Source organism: Thalassospira sp. (assembly GCF_002709775.1).
Taxonomy (GTDB): domain Bacteria; phylum Pseudomonadota; class Alphaproteobacteria; order Rhodospirillales; family Thalassospiraceae; genus Thalassospira.
Window position 1 is genome coordinate 62,668 of record NZ_PAQR01000007.1, and the last position, 19,354, is coordinate 82,021.

A 19,354-nucleotide genomic window follows, 5' to 3' on the forward strand; every position below is an offset into this window, starting at 1 on the left:
GATGTCCACCCAGATTAATGTCATGCGTTATGCCAGCCCGATCGGCAAACTCTCGCTTGCGAGCATTGGCTGTAAGCTGGTGCATCTTGATTTCGAAGACAATGATGACCGCCTCCACACCATCCAGAACCGCCGTTTCAAAAACCTTGAATGGGAGGAGGGCGGTACGGCCCCCGCGCCATTGATCAAGTGGTTGGATGGCTATTTCGCAGGCATCGTCGGGCCGTTGCCGATGGACTCTATCAATATGGTCGGCACCGCGTTTCAGAAATCGGTATGGGATGCGCTGATCACGATCCCGAGTGGTCAGAGCCTGTCTTACGCCGGGTTGGCTGATCAGTTGGGCAATCCCAAGGCTGTGCGGGCCGTGGCCCGTGCCAATGCCCATAACCCGGTTTCGATTATCGTGCCCTGCCATCGGGTGATCGGATCAAACGGCACACTGACCGGCTATGCTGGCGGGCTTGAGCGCAAGAAATGGTTGCTCGATCATGAAGCCGCCATGCGGGCCAAAGCGGCCTGAAATCAAAAGAAAAGGCTGCCGGATGGCAGCCTTTTGTGGTCGTGATGTATCGGTCGATCAGATCGACATGACAATACGGCCATCGATCTTGCCATCGCGCATACGATCAAAGATCGAGTTGATGTTTTCCATCGGCTCGGTCGTGAAGTGGGAATGCACCTTGCCGTCGCCCGCGAAATCAAGGGCTTCCTGCAAATCCGCACGGGTGCCGACAATCGATCCACGGATGGTTTTGCGCGACAGGACGGTATCGAAAATATCAAGTTCGAACGTTCCCGGGGGCAGGCCGCAAAGCGCCATCGTGCCGCCACGGCCTAGCATGCCAACACCCTGTTTGAAGGCCGCGCGTGAAACGGCTGTGACCAGCACGCCATTGGCGCCACCCATCTGTTTTTGCACTTCGGAAACAACATCGGCCTCGGCCGCATTCAGGGTCCAGTCGGCACCAAGGTCCTTGGCGAGTTTGAGTTTCTCATCGGCAATATCAACGGCAATGACTTTCATACCCATGGCCTTGGCATATTGCACAGCCATGTGGCCAAGCCCGCCGACACCGGAAATCACCACGGTCTCGCCGGGTTTGCATTCGGTTTCCTTGAGCCCCTTATAGACTGTCACACCGGCACACAGGACCGGGGCGGCATTGCCAAATTCAAGCGGGTCGGGCAGGTGGCCGACATAATCCGGATCGGCCAGAACATATTCGGCAAAGCCGCCATTGACGGAATAACCGGTATTGAGCTGTTCACCGCACAGGGTTTCCCAGCCGGTGATGCAGTGATGGCAATGACCACAGGCCGAATGCAGCCATGGCACGCCCACACGATCGCCTTCCTTGACGGATTTAACGCCTTCGCCGACTTCGGCGACGATGCCGACCCCTTCGTGACCGGGGATAAAGGGCGGGTTCGGTTTGACCGGCCAATCGCCTTCGGCGGCGTGAAGGTCAGTGTGACAGACACCGGATGCCTCAATCTTGACCAGGATTTTTCCCGGCGTGACCTTGGGCACGGTGACTTCTTCAATCGACAGGGGCTTGCCGAATTCCCGAACAACGGCGGCTTTCATGGTGGAGGGCATGGTGACATCTCCTTGCTGATGACGCACAAAGACAAACGATTTCGTCAAATATTGCGCCGGGGAGTGTCGTTGATTTCAAGGGCCCTCACCATGAGGTGAGTCAATTGTCTGATGATTTAATTATTAAAGTTTGCGCCGGTTTATGCGCTGTCTTCATCAATGTCGGGCAGCTCAAGGACATAGTCCTGATAATAGTCGGGTGGCATTCCCGCCTCATAGCGCGCTTCGTCATTAAACGGCGGTTTGAGCGGCCCGCGGAAATGTTTGCGCAGCATGTCATGCCAGGTGGTGTAATAGGGCAGGTCGCGCTGATCGCAGATATATTCGTAGTATTTTCGACCGGCTGCGACATGGGCGATTTCATCATGGGCGATGATCTTAAGGATACGCGCACTTTCCGTATCCCCATGCGCCAGAAGCCGTTCAATGGTCGGCGGGGTGGCATCAAGGCCGCGGGCCTCAAACACCATCGGCACCACGGCCAGACGCGGCAGGACGTCATAGGCCGTGTCCATTGAGGTCTGCCACAACCCGTCATGGGCAGGTAAATCGCCATAGGCCGCACCCAGTTCCCCAAGGCGCTTGCTGATCATCTTGAAATGACGGGCTTCGTCATCGGCCACCTGAACCCAGGCTTCATGAAAATCGCGCGGCATGTTGGCCTCGGGAAAGCGGACACAAAGATCCCACGCCAGATCAATTGCATTGAGTTCAATATGAGCCAGCGCATGCAAAAGCCCGATGCGGCCCTGAACGCTTCCTTTCTTGCGCTTGGGCATCTTGTTGGGCGGAAGTAGTTCCGGCTTTGCCGGACGGCCGGGACGATCGGGCAGGTCGGTTGATCCGACTTCGCTGATCTCGCCACTGCGCCACATGGCAGCCATTTCGGCCGTGATATCGGCCTTCTCGGTGGCGTCTTCGGTCAGAAGGGCCTTTTTCGCGGCTTCGGCAAGGGTCAGCTTGGTCATGATCGTCTGGTCTATGTTGATGGCAAAATCTGCACTTTGTCTGCCATCTGCGCGCTCGAGGGTCAATTGGCAAACAAAAAGGGCGGCCCGAACTCAAATCCGGACCGCCCTTTATAATCAATCAGCGAACGCGCAATCAGGTGATGTTAAAGCGCGCCAGTGCCTCTGCCAGGTCCTCGCCAAAGGCATTGCCCTTGCGGATGATCGCGGTACGGCATGGCAGGTCCTGAAGCGACGGATGGTTCGGCGCATCCGAGGTCAGAACGGCGGTCGGAATGCCGCGTGTTTTTGGCATCGCCTGCAGGGCGTTGGCCAGATCAACACCGCTCAGCTCATCAATGGTTTTGGCAACGATGATGAAATCCGGGCGGGTGCGCACGGCAAGTTCGATCGCCTCGAACGAGGTCTGCGTGACTGAACTGCGATAGCCACAAGCGGCCAGCTCGCGCTCCAGAATGGTTGCCATCGAACGCTGCGGAATAACCAGAAGCGCCTCGACATTGGCCTTGGCCAGCCAGTTCGGATCGATATCAGGGGCACGTTTGGACGGCAGTTCACGGACGAACTCGGCAGTGTCCTTGCCACCGGCACTCATGTCGCCAGCCAGCAAGCTCTCGATCTTGTCGACAAAGGCCTGAATATCGTTGATCGAGCCTTCGTTCAGTTCCTTGCACGTCGTGACATAGTCGGCAAGGCGATGGCTGGTCAGGTTGATCAGCGGTGCGGCAACGGACTTGCCCTTGTATCGCAGATTGAAAACTTCGCGCTGGATGGCGGTCAGATGACCCGGTTCACCCTTGCTGCGTGCGTTTTGCAAAATCACATCGATGGAATTGATGATGTCATTGGCTTCGTCGCGAAAGTCCGAAAGCATCTGATCGTCAAGATCGACAACATTCTTGTTCATTGCTGTACCTGCTTTGCCGGCAATCCCGGCTTGTTTTTCCCCGATTAGGTGACTAACCGAACACCTAATACTCCCGTGCCTAAATTTCTAGCCCGACATCGGGGCCATGGCAACAAAATCAGTAAAGCAGAAGGTGATATAAGCCGTTTGGAAAAGTGCATTTTACGATACAGCCAAACAAAAAGGCCCGGCATCAAATGACCGGGCCTTCAAACTGAAATAGGCAGCGGCTAGAGGGATTTAACCGCCTCAAGCACTTCGGCGACGTGGCCTTTGACCTTTACCTTGCGCCAGGCATTGCGAATGACGCCATTGCCATCAATGACAAAGGTGGACCGCTCGATCCCCATGAATTTTTTGCCATACATGTTCTTTTCCTTCCAGACACCATAATCCTCGCAGGTGGTGCCGTTCTCGTCAGAGGCGAGAATGAAGTTCAGATCATGCTTGGCCTTGAACTTGTCGTGGCGTTCCGCGCTGTCTTTGGAAATGCCGATAATCTGCGCATCAACCGCGCTGAAATCAGGTTCGGCATCGCGGAATTCGCAGGACTCGGTCGTGCAACCCGGGGTCATGTCCTTGGGATAGAAATAGATCACCACCGGCTTGCCTGCCAGATCAGACAGTTTCACGCTGCCATTGCCATCGGTTGGCAGTTCGAAATCCGGGGCCTTGTCACCAACATCAACTGTCATGGTCTATCCTTTATCTGATCGAGGCTGCTTGGATGTGTCATATGCAGCCGTGAAAATACAAACCCTTATAAGCTTGGCAAGTGCTGTTGGATCATTGTGGTGCATCCGACGGGGCGATCTTTTCGGCCGGCTCCGCAATCACGCGGTCATAGATATCTTTGATGCGCTTTGCCGTGCTTTCCATCTTTTCCTGCAGGCTCGCGAAATCGTCGCACTTCCCGGCATTGGCGAGCATTTTTTGCAAATCCTCGCTGGCTTTTTCCGGATCAAACGGGCCTTCGGTGGTCAGGCGTAGCATTGCCTGCAAGGCGAGCCAGAAGGAGGAGGAGTTGGCGAGAAACTCGGCTTCGTCAGCTTCAAGAATACCTGCCGTCGCGAGGTTTTTGAAAACCACCCGCGTGGTCGGCGACAGGATTTCCGGATGGTCATGGGCATGACGCAGCTGCAGATATTGCGCAATGAATTCCAGATCGACCAACCCGCCGCGGCGCATCTTGATCGCCCATGGGTGATTGTCGCCTTTGCCCGCTTCCATGCGGTTGCGCATGTCATAGACCGCACGGACCAGTTGGTCGGGATCGCGTTGTTTGCACAGCACGTCATTGGTGGTCGCCAGCACCTTGTCACACAGCGCCTTGGGCCCGTAAACAGCGCGCAGGCGGGTCAGCGCCATATGTTCCCACGTCCAAGCTTCGTTATTCTGATAGGTCTCAAAGCTTTTGAAATGGGTCGCAAGCGGCCCCTTGGATCCGCTCGGACGCAGGCGAAGGTCGGTTTCAAACAGAACCCCTTCGGCCGTCGGTGCGGACAGGGCGTTGATATAGCGCTGGCTGAGCCGGATGTAATAATGCCCGGGTGACAGCGGCTTTTCGCCATCGGACTCTTCGGCGTCTTCGGGCGCCTCATAGATAAACACCATATCAAGGTCCGAACCGGGCGAAAGTTCCTGCCCACCATGTTTGCCGAGCGCAAACACCGCAAGCCCTCCGTCAGAAAACTTGCCGTGTTTGGCGGCAAAGTCATCGGCAATGCGCGGGAAAAGCGCGCGAATGGCAACGTCAGCCACATCGGCCAAGGCGCGGCCAGCTTCGTGCGGGGTATGACGGTTTTCGATGGTTTGAACATCAATCTGGAATTTCTGATCGTTGGCCCAGCGCCGTGCGGCATCAAGCCAGTCTTCGACCATGTCTTCACGCGACAGTCGGGCATCAAGTTCTGCCAGCATCGCATCGGCATCGGGCAGTTCTTCGTGGAAGCCCGCCATCAAAACGAAATCAAGCACGGCCGCATTACGCCCGATATATTTCGCCATGCGCGGCGCCGTGCCGGCAATCTGGGCCAGAAGTTCCAGCAATTGCGGATTGGCGGTAAACAGTGAAAACAGCTGCACCCCAGCCGGCAAACCTTTGAGGAAATCATCAAAGGCGCGAAACGCCATATCCGGATTAGTGGTTTTGCCAAGTGCGCCCAAAAGGGTCGGCATCAGTTCGGTCAGGATTTCACGCGCCCGGCGCGACCGGGTCGCGCGATAGCGCCCGTGATGCCAGCCACGCACCGTGACCGAGACATTCTCGGCATTTTCAAAGCCCATCTGACGCAGGTTTTCAAGCGTGTCGGGATCGTCCTCGGTCCCGGTGAAAACAAGATTACCCGTACTTCCGGCCAGCGGAACGTCATCTTCGAACAATTCGGCATAGTTGTTTTCAACATTGCGCAGATGAAGCAGCAAGTCAGCCTTGAAGGCATCAAGCGTTTCATATCCAAGGAAGGTCGCCAGTGCCAGCAAGCCCTGATCGGTATCGGGCAGGGTTTGGGTCTGCTGATCATTGATCATTTGCAGGCGGTGTTCGACAGTCCGCAGGAATTCATAGGCCGCAACCATTTCATTGCGGACTTCCTCGGATACCTGACCGAATTTGGTCAGGGTGCGCAGCGTGTCACAGGTTGCCTTGCCACGTAGCGCAATTTCGCGCCCGCCCCAGATCAATTGCTGGGTCTGGGCAAAAAACTCGATCTCGCGGATGCCGCCCCGGCCAAGTTTAACGTTGTGGCCGGGAATATTGATCTTGCTGCCGCCCTTGTGCGCGTTGATCTGGCGCTTGATCGAATGAATGTCCTGAATGGCAATGAAATCAAGATGCTTGCGCCAGACAAACGGGCGCAGGATTTCAAGAAATTCGTTACCTGATTTGCGATCTCCACCGACGATGCGCGCCTTGATCATGGCCGCACGTTCCCAGTTCTGCCCGACGGTTTCGTAATAGGTTTCGGCTGCAATCATCGACAGGATCGGCGGGGTCGACGCCGGGTCGGGACGCAAGCGCAAGTCGGTGCGGAAGACATATCCATCACCTGTGCGTTCTTCCATGATCCGGGTAATGTCGCGCACCATACGCACGAGATCCTGCTGAATACGGTCCGGATCAAGGTAGGTCACGACATCCTGATCATACAGGAAGATCAGGTCGATATCTGATGAATAGTTAAGCTCGCCAGCACCCAGCTTTCCCATGCCAATGGCAAAGATGCCCGATCCTTCAAGCGGATTTTCCTGGCTCGGCAGGTCATATTTGCGCAGGCGCGCCATGGCCGACAGGCAATGCGCCATGGTGAAATCAAGGGTTTGCTCGGCCGTGTCACTGATTGCCGAGGTGATTTTTTCAAGCGGCCAGGCCTTGCAGATATCAGCCATCGCAATCACCAGTGCCGCCCGGCGTTTCGCCCGGCGCACGGTTGCCATGGTGGTGGCCTGATCAAGGTCGCGGGAATCGGCGCTGATGTGGACCGGTTCGAGTGCATTGGCAAACGCCTGATCAAGACCGTTGTCAAAAACGTCACAGACCGTGTCGGGATCGCGCAGGCACAGATTGGTCAGATAGGGGCTGTTGCCAAACAGCGCCTCAAGAACCGCGCGTTTTTGGGGATTGGACGCAATCTCGCCAATTTTATCTGACAGGCTTTCAAATACCGGTCGGTCGGCAAGTGTGTTCCAGCGTTCGAACGCGTTGGCAACACGGTCGGAATCGAAGGCTTTGGGCAGGTCCTGTGAAATCCAGGAAAGAGACACTTTTTGCGTTCCTTGTATTGCGAAATGGTCACAAACCGCGCTATGCAAAGGGTTGCACCTGATTGCATAATATCAGCAAGGAGTTGGACGTCCTGATCAACAGGATATCTTATCTGTTTCTAGCTTTTCTGTGATCGGACAAAAAGGGGTATAGATCAATAGCGGTCTGGTACTTTCAGGTAATATGGTTGTCAGTAACGCATCGACAACCACACCAGAAGATAGAAGTTATTGATATCGCTTCATATGACATCGGGAACACAAGGTAAAATGAGTGCGCCACGTTAAGACCTTTGCCGGATGGCTGGCGCTGACTTTATCAGCCATCGTCCTGTTTGTCGGCGTGTTCGCGGCAGTCACGATCTGGCGACTGTCCCAGGAACCTGTGTCTTTACACCGGCTGACCCCGTATCTGGTCGATCACCTTAATCAATCGATGGGCAATAACCGGCTGGCGGTCGACGATGTCGTTCTGCGTTGGCGCGGTTGGGATGAAAAGTTTGACGTCGGCCTGCGCCGCGTCAGCATCTTTGGCCCCGATAATCAGGAAATCCTCCACGTCCCCGAAGCCGACGTCGTGTTTTCAAGCAAGGCACTGTTTGAAGGCGTGCTGGCCCTGCGTGAACTCAATCTGATCGGCCCGCGCATCCGTCTTGAGCGCAGTGCCGATGGCACCATTGATGTCGGCTATATCGCCGAAGAAGCCGTCGAAGATGTCGCGACACTTGCGGATGGCGAGGGGGACGGGGACGGCGCGACCGCACCCACCGGGGAGGCCTACGATAAGGGACGTGGATCGTCCGTCGTGATCGAACTGCCGAACGCGCCAGAAACCGCGGATACAGTCGCGGAACCGCCAGTTACTGGGACCGAAACCGCAGGTAATGACGCCGAACCAGTCGAGCGGTCCGGCAATCCGGTCTTGCACGATATCTTTGCCATCCTGTCGGGCGAACGCACCGACATTCCGGCGGCGGCTTATTTCGAAAGCTTCGGGATCGTTAATGCGGACCTTGAAGTCCGTGACGAGAAAATCGGTATTGTCTGGGCCGCACCGCAGGCCGACATCCTGTTGTCGCGACGCGCCTTCGGGATTGGCGCCGAGGCCTCCATGCAGGTCAGTGCCGGGGATATTTCCACGCAGGTCCGCGTGACCGGCGATTACAGCATCGAAACCGGCGATGTTGATCTTGAAGCCGATATTGGCGAGATCGAACTTGCCGATCTTGTCAGCATCTCCGACCTGTTTGAGAAGTTGCATGATGCCTATGTGCCGGTATCGGGCAAGCTCAATGCCCGCCTTGATGCCACGGGTGAGCTGATCTCGGCCTCGACCGATCTGACGGTTGGAAGTGGCGTGATTACCTTCCCGGAAGAAATACGCGCAACCTATCGCGTGACTGACGGGCAGATCGTCACGAGCTATGTGCCGGGTCGGTTCAGCCTTGATGATGTGGTTCTTAATGTCGGTGACGCATCGGCGAAACTGCAGGGCGTGGTGCTTGACCCGTTCGGCCAGTGGCAGGTCAATCTTGACCTGTCGGCGACCGATGTTCCGACCAATGAGCTGGATCGCCTGTGGCCCGAAGGTGTTGGCGACGATGCCCGCACTTGGGTTGTAACCAATCTGTCCGAGGGTATCGTCCATCAGGCGACCATGCACACAGAACTGCATCAGGATGATGCCGGCGAGGTTGTTCTTGATGACCTTGGTGGTCAGATGACGATGTCGGGCATCACTGTGCATTATCTGGGTGAGATGCCTGATGTTCTGAATGCTGCCGGACGTGCAGAGTTTGACGAAACCAGTTTCAGCATCTTTGTAAATACTGGAGAGGCTGATGGCATTCAGGTCACTGACGCCAGCATCATCTTTACCAAGCTTGATGAACCTAAACCCGATGCCGACATCGAAATCGTCGCACAGGGTAGCGCACGCAAGGCACTTGAACTGATCGAGGCCAAACCACTTGGCTTTGCCACCCGGCTTGGCATTGATCCGGCCAAGATCAGTGGCGATCAGGCGACGCGGGTGCGGCTGCATTTCCCGCTTCTGCGTGATGTGACCTTTGATGATGTCGATGTGGCGGCGGCCTCGCGCATTGAAAATGCTGCGATTGACGGTGCGTTTCGTGGCATGGATATCGCCAATGGCAGCTTCGAACTGCAGGTCAATACCAAGGGCCTCGAACTTGCTGGTGCGGCAACTGTCGGCAAGGGCAAAACCAACATCAACTGGGTTGAGACTTTTGATGCCAACGCTGCGGTAACAAGTCACTACAAGCTGTCTGGTGATCTTGACCTTGCCGTGTTGCCCGATATCGAACTTGATCCGGGACCGTATCTGAACGGAATGGCCAAGGGCGATCTTGATATCCGTGTGGCCTCTGATCGCGTTCGCGTTGTCGGGGATGTCGATCTGGCCAATGTCGGCCTGTCCGTACCCATCGAAACGGTTGGCTATCGCAAGGAACCGGGGTCGGCGGCATCCGCGAAGTTTGACGTTGCCGTTCAGTTTGATGGTGGTGGTGCGGTAAACAGTTTTGGCGTGATCGCCCCGGCACTCGAGGCCAAGGGGCGTGGCAGTTGGCGCGGTGATAACGCCATGGCCGATAAATGGTTTGTTGAACTGGAAAACACCCGTTTTCGCGAAAATATTGACGTTTCGGGTTCCGTTCGCATGGAAGAAGGTGACCGGCTGGTCGTCGATCTGAGCGGTGCGCAATTTGATCTGCGTCCCTTCATCGAAAGTGTCGGGGCCGATGATGCTGCCGAAGACACAGCACCTTCTGATCAGAACTATCTCGTCGCGCTTGAGGCTGGTGGTTTCCTTCTGAAGGAGGGCGAGCCGCCGCTTTTGAATGATGGCAAGATCACCCTGCGTCAGGAAACTGAAAAACGCGAACTTGAAATCACCGCCCGCCAATTGATCGCGACGCCGTGGATCGTTGGCGATGAGGCAGGCGATGATGACGCGGGCAACGATCTTTCAGGCGCCAACACCGGCGGCATTGGCGAACGCGCAGAGCGTAGCGGTGGCAGCACCGAGGTGTTCCTCAATATCGAACAGATGGTCATGGCCAATGGCGAGCTGCTGGCCGATGTGCGTGGCTCCATCCACACGGTCGGGCAGGAATGGGATCGCCTTGTTCTGAATGGGGCATTTGGTGATCGGGCCAATGTGTTTGCGCAAGTCACCCGCGAAGATTTCCAGACCCGCAAGGTCACACTCACCAGCGAGGACGCTGGTCGCTTCCTGCGTGCAGTGGATATGTATGACAATCTTCTGGGTGGGCGCATGACGATTGAAGGCACGGTCGATGAGCGCGACTTTGCCCAACCCTTTAGCGGTCAGGCCAGCATTGCAGAATTCCGTGTGGTCAATGCACCGATTGCGGCCCGTGTGCTGAGTGCCGCATCACTCACCGGGCTTGGCGATGTTTTGCAGGGCAACGGCATTTCCTTTAACGAGCTGAATGGCGAATTCACCTATGTGAATGATGTGCTGGCACTGTCCAAGGTGGCGGCAAACGGGTCGGCTGTTGGGGTGACGGCGAACGGGTCGATTGATCTGGCGAAATCGGAAATCCGTCTGGCGGGCTCGATCGTTCCGATCTATGCGCTGAACTCGGCCCTTGGTGCCATACCGATCCTTGGGGATATTCTGGTTGGTGAAGAGGGCGGTGGTATCTTTGCCCCGACCTACACGATTGAGGGCGATCTGGATGAACCGGACATTACGGTCAATCCACTCTCGACCTTCGTGCCGGGGGTCTTCCGCAACCTGATTACCGGTGCTGAACCGGGCTAAGTCGGCATCCTGCCAAACACAAAAAAGCCCCGCACGATGATCGGCGGGGCTTTTGTTTTCTGTGTGTCTGTCTGGATCAGACCGGCTTGATCAGGACGTGACGTTTCTTGCCCGCCGAAACCTTGATCACGCCATCAGCATTGAGCGCATCCGAGGTGATGTTTGCGTTTTCATCGCTGACTTTTTCGTCATTGATCTTGGCACCGCCGCCCTTGATCAAGCGGCGCGCGTCACCACCCGATTTGGCAAGATCGGCGCGACGGAACAGATCAAAGGCCGGAATACCGGCATCAAGATCGGCCTTGGCGACCTCAACGGTCGGCAGGTCATCGGCCAGAACACCTTCTTCAAAGGTTTTGCGGGCAGTCTCCGCCGCTGCCAGGGCTGCTTCTTCGCCACGGCAAAGCTTGACGGCCTCGAATGCCAGAACCTTTTTGGCTTCGTTGATCTGCGATCCTTCAAGCTTGGCGTATTCGGCAATCTGTTCGAGCGACATCTCGGTGAACAGACGCATGAACTTGATGACGTCGGCATCTTCGGTGTTGCGCCAGAACTGGTAGTAGTCATAGGACGACAGGCGTTCTTCGTTGAGCCACACGGCACCGGCCGCGGTCTTGCCCATCTTTGCACCCGACGCGGTGGTCATCAGCGGTGTGGTCAGGCCAAACAGCGATTTCTCGTCCACTCGACGACCGAGTTCAACACCATTGACGATGTTGCCCCACTGGTCCGATCCGCCCATCTGTAGCGTGCAGCCATAGTTGCGGTTGAGTTCGACGAAGTCATAGGCCTGCAGGATCATGTAGTTGAATTCAAGGAAGCTCAGCGACTGTTCACGTTCGAGGCGCAGCTTCACCGAATCAAATGCCAGCATGCGGTTGACCGAGAAATGGCGACCAAAATCACGCAGGAACTCGATATAGTTCAGCTTGTCCAGCCAGTCGGCATTGTTGACCATAACCGCATCGGTCGGGCCATCGCCAAAAGTCAGGAACTGCTGGAAGACCTTTTTGATGCCGGCCATGTTGGCGCCAATGATTTCGTCGGTCAGAACCGGGCGCGCATCATCACGACCGGTCGGGTCGCCAACGCGCGTTGTGCCGCCGCCCATCAGGACGATCGGCTTATGGCCGGTTTTCTGCAACCAGCGCAGCATCATGATCGACACAAGCGATCCGACATGCAGGCTGTCTGCAGTGCAATCATAGCCCACATAGCACACCACCGTGTTATCCGATGCATAGGCATCAAGGCCTTCAAGATCAGTACATTGGTGGATGTAACCGCGGTCATTCATGACGCGGAGAAAATCAGACTTCAGTTCAGTCATGGTTTTTGCGCTATGTTGGTTGTGATAGAAAATTCGAGCCGCCAATTGGTGCGGAGGCGATGATCTAGCACATTCGTAGCAAAATGGGCAACGATGCAACCAACATCAGTTGCCCATCTCGGTTTTCAGATGTGTTTTTCCGACGTTAGGCTGCTTCAGGCAGGTGCCCGGTCTTCACATAAATCAGGCATCCTTCGTCGGTGTAAGGCGCGTGGGAACTAAGATGCGGGCTGCGCAGCCAACTTCCCTGCGGATAGGCGCCATGCTCATCGGCAAACGTGCCTTCGATCACATAAATTTCCTCGCCACCCCAATGACGATGGGCGGAAAACTGCGTACCCGGTTGCCAGCGCACCAATGCGGCGTGTTCTGTGCCGTATTCATGAAGCGGTAAAACCGACAGCCCCGGCGCGATGCCGGGCAGGAAGGTCGCATTCTTGGTGTCGATCTTGATTTGTGCTTTGTCATCCGCATCAAACTGATGCAGTTTCACAAGGATCGTGCAGCCATCCTTGGTGAACGGCTTGTGGCGGGTGCCAATTGGATTTCGGAGGTAACTTCCGGCTTCATAATCACCGGTCTCGTCGGAGAATACGCCATCAAGGACAAGGATTTCTTCGCCACCATCATGGGTATGGGTGTCAAAATAGGAATTCGAGGCAAAACGAACGATGGTGGTGGCACGCGCCACTTCATCGCCAATGCGATCAAGCATCATGCGCTCCACGCCATTGGCAGGCGATTTTTGCCATTGATAATCGTCGGGCCGGATAACAACCCTTTTTGTGAAGTCAGCATTCAACAACATAACGTCTTTCCCTTTTGCATCAGGGGCGGGGACAAAGACGGCAGCCCAAATTCGATCTTAAATATCTGGGCTGCCAGTGCGGGTTAATTACGCCCGGCCATCACGCCGCCATCAACCGGCAGAACCGTTCCTGTAATCCATGATGCCTGACCGGAGGCCAAAAACAGAATGGCCTCGGCGATATCGGCGGGTTGCCCATTGCGACCTAGCGGGTGGAAGCTGCTAAAGCCCGGCAGGACTTCCTTGACCTGCTCCTCAGTCATAAACGTGTTGTAAACAGGCGTTTCCACAACCGCAGGGGCGACTGCATTGATGCGGATATTGTGTGGGGCAAGTTCAATCGCGAGGTTTTTGACCATCTGATGAACACCGGCATTGGCCGCAGAATACGCCGCCGACGGTGTTGCGCCAATCGCCTGCAGCGCCCAGATCGATCCGGTTTGCACGATGGTGCCGCCACCTTGCTTGATCATGGATTTGGCAGCGGCTTGGGCGGCAAAAAACTTACCCTTCAGGATGATATCAACGAACCGGTCATAGTCGGCTTCACTGAGTTCGAGGAACGGTTTGGGCTCAAACACACCGGCATTGTTGATCAGGATATCCACCCCGCCAAAGGCATCTTCGGCGACTTCAATCAGCATGTTAGCCGTTTCTGGCAGGGCAATGTCGGCTGCTACCAGTTTAATGCGATCTGATGCATTCGAAATGGTTTCTGACGCCGCCTTAAGTTTCGCGGCGTTGCGACCATTCATTACGATATTTGCACCTGCATCGTGAAGGCGTTTGGCAACTGCAAAGCCGATACCGGAACCGGCGCCGGTGATAATTGCGGTCTTGTTTTCAAAGGTCATAGTTTGCTACCTACTAGTTGGAAGGTTGGATGGGGTTAAAAAAAGACGACGGGTCTCTTGGGCTGTCGTCATTTCGAGTGTCTGGTTCGACGATTATCTCAGGCGCTGACTCGCGCCAGCAAAAGTTCAGTTGCCGATATGAAAACATCAACATCGTGTTGGGCGTGGGCCATAAGCTGTGCGCCTTCGACAAGTGCAAGGCATTGCGCAGCTTCCAGTTTGCTATCCATTACACTTTTGATCGACCCATCTGACTTCGCATCATCAAACAGGGTTTCAAGCCAGGCGAGGCTCATGGCATGAAAGCGTGAAATCTCGTTCAATGTTGCGTCATCAAGACTGTTTCGATCCGAACTCAGCGCCACGCAAAGGCAGATTGTTTTTCCGCCCTGAAGTGCGTCTTGATACAGCCCGACATAGCCACGAAGTCGGTCTGCGGCACTGTTCGTACCACGTTTGACTTCAGACAGGGCATCATCAAATGAGATCCGATAGCGTTCCATCATCGCTTGACCAAGGATGGCCTTGGTTTGGAAGTGATGATGAATACTGGCTTTGCGGATGCCAACGGCTGCTGACAAATCCGCATAGCTGAAACCATCAAAACCGCGCTGACGTGCGATTGTTTCTGCTGAATCAAGAAGGGCTGTTTTTGTGTCCATGCCAACCTACTAACAGGTAGGTTTGCGGGAGTCAAGTTTGATGTAACGCACAATGAGCCACCCGCGATTTCATCCTTGTCGCCTTTTGATGTTCAACGATAAGCTGCCGCTCTTATCGAATTACGAGGCACGACATGACACAAGACTGGATCACGGCAATCGGCATGATGAGCGGCACGTCACTTGATGGTGTGGACGCGGCCCTGATTGAAACCGATGGCGTTGAAGTCCGTAGGTTGGGTCAGTCTGTTTTCGTGCCCTATGCCCCGGAATTGCGTGAGCGGATGCGTGGATGTTTTGGCAATCGCAGTGCAACCAACTCCGAACATGTTGTGGCCGATGATCTGACGCAGATCCATGTTTATGCTGTTAACATGTTACTTGCCAAGGCGGGAATGTCGCCAGGTGAAATCGGCATCATCGGCTTTCACGGGCAGACTGTGTTTCACGAGCCGGCATCGGGTCTGACCCGTCAGATCGGGACACCGCATATGTTGGCGGAAAAAACCGGTATTCCGGTGGTGGCGGATTTTCGGCTGGCCGATGTCGCGGCAGGTGGCGAAGGTGCGCCTTTGGCCCCGGTTTATCACGCGGCCCTGATGAAAAGTGCCGGGGTGGATGTGCCCGTGGCGGTGCTTAATATTGGTGGGGTGTCCAACGTGACCTATATTGATGCCGATGACCAACTGCTGGCTTTTGATTGCGGACCGGGTAATGCACGGCTTGATGACTGGATGTTGCGCTATACCGGTAATCCGGTTGATCTCAACGGGGCGACGGCGGCATCGGGCACCGGCGATCCGATGGTCGAGGTCAAATTCCTTGAAGACCCATATTTTGACCGTATCCCGCCCAAATCCCTTGATCGCGAAGATATGGCCGCACGCATCGACGGTCTGGTGGTTGAAGCCAAGCTGAATGTCCCGGATGGTGCAGCAACCCTTGCCAACTGTACGGTGGCCGCCATTGTGGCCGGAGTAAACCATCTGCCGGCGGCACCGCAAAGCTGGTTTGTATGCGGGGGCGGACGTCATAACGATTACATCATGGAAACGCTTGGTAGCCGTCTTGGCGTGCCGGTGCGATCTGTTGATGAACTGGATTGGGATGGTGATGCGGTTGAGGCGGAATGTTTCGGATTTCTGGCGGTCCGCCATTTGCGTGACTTGCCGCTCAGCTTCCCCGGAACCACAGGCGTTCCGGAGCCCTGTTGCGGTGGCAAGCTTTACCCCACAAAAAAGGCCGCCTGATCAGGCGGCCTTTCGTTTGGCTTTTGCAGGCAAGCAGTGCTTAGGCGCCGCGCTTGTCGAGATAAGCCGCCGATTGCTTGATCACTTCATCTTGCTGTTTGGCAAAATAGTGATCGGCACCGTCAATCGCGCACATGTCAACTTCGATGCCTTTCTGGGCATTGAGCTTGTCAGCAAGCTTGTTGACGGATGCGACCGGAATGTTGGTGTCCTGGGTGCCGTGGATCAGGATACCGGATGACGGGCAGGGGGCGAGGAACGTGAAGTCCTGCTCGCTTGCCGGGGCGGCAACGGAAATGAAACCGTCAATTTCCGGGCGACGCATCAGAAGCTGCATCGCGATCCACGAACCGAACGAATAACCGGCAACCCAGGTTGCGCGTGCATTGGCATTATAGGTCTGCATCCAATCCAGGGCGGATGCCGCATCCGACAATTCGCCGATGCCCTGATCAAACACGCCCTGCGAACGGCCGACACCACGGAAGTTGAACCGCATGACGGAATAGCCGCGATCCTTGAACATGTTGAACATGTTGAAGCACAATTTGTTATTCATTGTGCCACCCTGCTGCGGGTTCGGATGGAGGATGAGTGCAATGGGCGAATCGTCAGCGCCGTTATGATGGTAGCGACCTTCAAGGCGACCTTCGGGGCCGTTAAAAATGACCTCAGGCATGGATCAGACTGCTCCTGTCCACGAATGGAAAGATGTGTGCAACAAAAATATCCGAGTGTTTTTGTAAGTTTTTTCGACTTTGTGCATAAATTGCGCTGGGCAAATACTTGACCAAGTTACTCGGTTATCCTATATTCCGGCTAACCCGTTGGTGCCTGTCTCACCCGTTTCGCGAAATGCGCGAGGCCGGGGGTAGGTGCGGTTGCCGGGAATCGAAGGTACTAATTACACAGTGGACCGCCCCATGTTCAAGCTAATTCGTCAGGAAATTGACGCGATGATTGCCCGTGACCCTGCGGCGCGATCCCGTTGGGAAGTCGTGATCAGCTATCCGGCGTTTCATGCGATCATGGGCTATCGCGGGACACATTGGCTGTGGCAGCGCGGTTTCCGCCTGACAGCACGTTTCCTGTCGCAGATTTTGCGCTGGCTGACCGGGATTGAAATTCACCCGGGTGCCACGATCGGCAAACGCTTCTTTATTGATCATGGCATGGGTGTCGTGATCGGCGAAACCGCCGAGATCGGAGATGATGTGACCCTTTATCAAGGGGTTACCCTTGGCGGGACGTCGCCCAGTGTGAATAGCGACGGCCAGCGCGGCCTGAAACGTCACCCGACCCTTGAGGACGGTGTGATTGTCGGGTCTGGCGCGCAAATCCTTGGCCCGTTCACCGTGCGCAAGAATGCCCGTGTTGGTGGCAATGCCGTTGTTCTGGGCGAAGTGCCCGAAGGGGCGACAGTGGTCGGTATCCCGGCCAAGATGGTTCGCCGTGAACAGGATGACCGGTTCTGCGCGTACGGTACGCCGCTTGGCGATCTGCCAGATCCGGTGGCGCGTGCCCTTGAGGAACTCGGCCGTGAAGTTCAGACGCTGCGCGACAAGGTTGTTGCGCTTGAGGCCGAAAAGGCTGGCGAAGACAACACGCCCGAGAAACCGCGCATCGTCGCATCATCGGAATAGAATTTGCGCATTCATCGCGCAATGTGAACGAAAAAGCCCGCTTGTGGGGTAACCCGAAAGCAAGGCAGGAGGACGCACCGTGAAGCTGAGTACCAAAGGCCGCTATGCCGTTATGGCGATGGTCGATCTCGCTGAAAGCAGCAAGGACCGGCCGGTCGCACTTGCAGATATTGCGGACCGCCAGGAAATTTCACTTTCATATCTTGAACAGCTGTTTGGCAAATTGCGCAAGGGCGGTCTGGTCCGTTCAGTGCGCGGCCCGGGTGGTGGTTACCTGCTGGCCCGCAATGCCACGGAAACCCGTGTTGCCGATGTCATTCTGGCTGTTGATGAACCGATCCGTGCAACCCGTTGCAAGTCCGGATCCCCCAAGGGCTGCAAGGCCAATCGTGGCCGCTGTCAGACCCACGAACTCTGGGAAGAGCTTGGCAACCAGATTTACCTGTATCTGGCCTCTGTAAGCTTGGCCGATGTCGTGGATCGCAATGTTGCCGGCACGCTTCGGACTTTCCCGGGTAAAACAACCCAAATTGAAGAGCCGTCACAGGTTGCGGCACAGTAAATGCTCCTCTATATCGAGGGCAGATGCGAATAAGGATGATTTTAAACTGATGGCCGACCAGGTTTATCTCGACTACAACGCCAGCGCGCCGCTTTGCGAGGAAGCAAAGCAGGCCATGCTCGCTGCGATGGATGTTGCAGGTAATCCGTCTTCGGTTCATGCCAGTGGCCGTGCGGCCCGCAAGATCGTTGATCATGCACGTCGCACCATTGCCGATCTGGTGGGCGGCGATTCCGAACGGATCGTTTTCACCAGCGGCGGGACAGAGGCCAACAATCTGGCGCTGAACGGTTTGGAAGATGTCACCGTATTTACCAGTGCGATAGAACATCCGTCGGTCATCGAAGCCCGGTCCGATGCCAAACGCATCCCGGTGGATGCCAATGGTGTGATTGATCTGGTAGCCCTTGAAGCGATGCTCAAAGACGCATCGGACGCGGGGCAGAAGGTTCTGGTGTCGGTCATGCTGGCCAATAACGAGACCGGCGTTATTCAGCCGGTTGCCAAGGTCGGTCTGCTGGCCCGTGAATATGGTGCCAAAGTCCATTGCGACGCCGTTCAGGCGCTGGGGCGTGTGCCGGTGGATATGGGCCGCTTGCTGGTTGATATGGTGTCGATCTCGGCCCATAAGATCGGCGGTCCGAAAGGCGTTGGTGCGCTGGCGATTGCGCCGGGTGTGATGCTGGTCCCTCAGATCCGGGGCGGTGGGCAGGAAAAATACCGTCGTGGTGGCACGGAAAACGTTATCGGGATCGCAGGTTTTGAGGCCGCGGCCAAACGTGCGGAAGCCAGCATGGCAAAAATGGTGGATGTCGCGAAATTGCGCGATCGCCTTGAAACGGAATTGGCATCAGAGGCGCCTGAGCTTCTGATCGCCGGTAAGGGAACGGAGCGACTGGTGAATACAAGTTGCCTGATCCTGCCAGGAATGCCCGGGGAAACCCAGGTGATGGCACTGGATCTGGCAGGTGTGGCCATCAGTTCGGGATCAGCCTGTTCATCAGGCAAGGTACGTGAAAGTCACGTACTCAAGGAGATGGGTGTTGACGAGCCGGGCTCGGCCATTCGGGTCAGTCTGGGGCTGGAAAGCACCAACGAAGATGTTGATACATTTGTCCGAGTTTGGAGCCGGATGAGGGGCAATGCAGCGCGTAAGAANNCGCGTCACGCTGCCTGACNAAAGAGTGAGTGAGG

16 protein-coding genes are annotated in these 19,354 nt (G+C 55.8%); 6 read left to right on the plus strand and 10 right to left on the minus strand.

The window, feature by feature from the left end; all coding sequences use genetic code 11:
- Position 1 precedes the first annotated feature (1 nt).
- The gene (locus tag CMO10_RS03400) at positions 2–523 is read left to right on the plus strand and encodes a methylated-DNA--[protein]-cysteine S-methyltransferase (RefSeq protein ID WP_297018873.1); all 522 of its coding nucleotides are present in this window, start codon (positions 2–4) and stop codon (positions 521–523) included.
- A gap of 57 nt (positions 524–580) precedes the next feature.
- On the opposite strand, the gene adhP is transcribed toward CMO10_RS03400, so the two are convergent.
- The 5 genes from adhP to CMO10_RS03425 form a co-directional block, all read right to left on the minus strand.
- Positions 581–1,603: an alcohol dehydrogenase AdhP gene (gene adhP / locus CMO10_RS03405; RefSeq protein ID WP_297018874.1), complete on the minus strand. Its 1,023-nt coding sequence runs from the start codon at positions 1,601–1,603 to the stop codon at positions 581–583.
- A gap of 140 nt (positions 1,604–1,743) precedes the next feature.
- Complete coding sequence (locus tag CMO10_RS03410) at positions 1,744–2,571, minus strand: ferritin-like domain-containing protein (RefSeq protein WP_297018875.1); 828 nt, start codon at positions 2,569–2,571, stop codon at positions 1,744–1,746.
- Positions 2,572–2,707: 136 nt separating this feature from the next.
- The gene (locus CMO10_RS03415; RefSeq protein WP_297018876.1) at positions 2,708–3,478 is read right to left on the minus strand and encodes a PleD family two-component system response regulator; all 771 of its coding nucleotides are present in this window, start codon (positions 3,476–3,478) and stop codon (positions 2,708–2,710) included.
- Positions 3,479–3,708: 230 nt separating this feature from the next.
- Complete coding sequence (bcp, locus tag CMO10_RS03420; protein ID WP_297018877.1) at positions 3,709–4,173, minus strand: thioredoxin-dependent thiol peroxidase; 465 nt, start codon at positions 4,171–4,173, stop codon at positions 3,709–3,711.
- 91 nt (positions 4,174–4,264) lie between these two features.
- The gene (locus CMO10_RS03425) at positions 4,265–7,240 is read right to left on the minus strand and encodes a bifunctional [glutamine synthetase] adenylyltransferase/[glutamine synthetase]-adenylyl-L-tyrosine phosphorylase (RefSeq protein ID WP_297018878.1); all 2,976 of its coding nucleotides are present in this window, start codon (positions 7,238–7,240) and stop codon (positions 4,265–4,267) included.
- 274 nt (positions 7,241–7,514) lie between these two features.
- Between CMO10_RS03425 and CMO10_RS03430 the strand changes: the two genes are divergently transcribed.
- On the plus strand, positions 7,515–11,051 hold the full coding sequence (locus CMO10_RS03430; protein ID WP_297018879.1) for a YhdP family protein: 3,537 nt from the start codon (positions 7,515–7,517) through the stop codon (positions 11,049–11,051).
- Between the two features lie 76 nt (positions 11,052–11,127).
- On the opposite strand, the gene tyrS is transcribed toward CMO10_RS03430, so the two are convergent.
- The 4 genes from tyrS to CMO10_RS03450 all read right to left on the minus strand — a co-directional run bounded on the left by tyrS (position 11,128) and on the right by CMO10_RS03450 (position 14,705).
- The gene (gene tyrS, locus CMO10_RS03435) at positions 11,128–12,381 is read right to left on the minus strand and encodes a tyrosine--tRNA ligase (protein ID WP_297018880.1); all 1,254 of its coding nucleotides are present in this window, start codon (positions 12,379–12,381) and stop codon (positions 11,128–11,130) included.
- Between the two features lie 145 nt (positions 12,382–12,526).
- Positions 12,527–13,189, minus strand: a complete 663-nt coding sequence (locus tag CMO10_RS03440; protein ID WP_297018881.1) for a cupin domain-containing protein — start codon at positions 13,187–13,189, stop codon at positions 12,527–12,529.
- A gap of 83 nt (positions 13,190–13,272) precedes the next feature.
- Positions 13,273–14,043, minus strand: a complete 771-nt coding sequence (locus CMO10_RS03445; protein WP_297018882.1) for an SDR family NAD(P)-dependent oxidoreductase — start codon at positions 14,041–14,043, stop codon at positions 13,273–13,275.
- A 98-nt stretch (positions 14,044–14,141) separates the two neighbouring features.
- Complete coding sequence (locus CMO10_RS03450) at positions 14,142–14,705, minus strand: TetR/AcrR family transcriptional regulator (RefSeq protein WP_297018883.1); 564 nt, start codon at positions 14,703–14,705, stop codon at positions 14,142–14,144.
- A 134-nt stretch (positions 14,706–14,839) separates the two neighbouring features.
- On the opposite strand from CMO10_RS03450, the gene CMO10_RS03455 reads away from it, so the two are divergent.
- Positions 14,840–15,955 (plus strand): anhydro-N-acetylmuramic acid kinase, encoded by a 1,116-nt coding sequence (locus CMO10_RS03455; RefSeq protein ID WP_297018884.1) that lies wholly within the window; start codon positions 14,840–14,842, stop codon positions 15,953–15,955.
- A 40-nt stretch (positions 15,956–15,995) separates the two neighbouring features.
- Here the strand turns inward: CMO10_RS03455 and CMO10_RS03460 are convergent, their stop codons facing one another.
- The gene (locus tag CMO10_RS03460) at positions 15,996–16,634 is read right to left on the minus strand and encodes an alpha/beta hydrolase (protein ID WP_044826594.1); all 639 of its coding nucleotides are present in this window, start codon (positions 16,632–16,634) and stop codon (positions 15,996–15,998) included.
- Between the two features lie 244 nt (positions 16,635–16,878).
- On the opposite strand from CMO10_RS03460, the gene cysE reads away from it, so the two are divergent.
- The 3 genes from cysE to CMO10_RS03475 all read left to right on the plus strand — a co-directional run bounded on the left by cysE (position 16,879) and on the right by CMO10_RS03475 (position 19,337).
- Entirely contained in the window at positions 16,879–17,598 is a 720-nt protein-coding gene (gene cysE, locus CMO10_RS03465) for a serine O-acetyltransferase (RefSeq protein ID WP_297018885.1), read from the plus strand.
- A 79-nt stretch (positions 17,599–17,677) separates the two neighbouring features.
- Positions 17,678–18,160 (plus strand): Rrf2 family transcriptional regulator, encoded by a 483-nt coding sequence (locus CMO10_RS03470; RefSeq protein WP_044826596.1) that lies wholly within the window; start codon positions 17,678–17,680, stop codon positions 18,158–18,160.
- Between the two features lie 49 nt (positions 18,161–18,209).
- Complete coding sequence (locus CMO10_RS03475) at positions 18,210–19,337, plus strand: cysteine desulfurase family protein (protein ID WP_297018886.1); 1,128 nt, start codon at positions 18,210–18,212, stop codon at positions 19,335–19,337.
- The last annotated feature ends 17 nt before the right edge of the window (positions 19,338–19,354 follow it).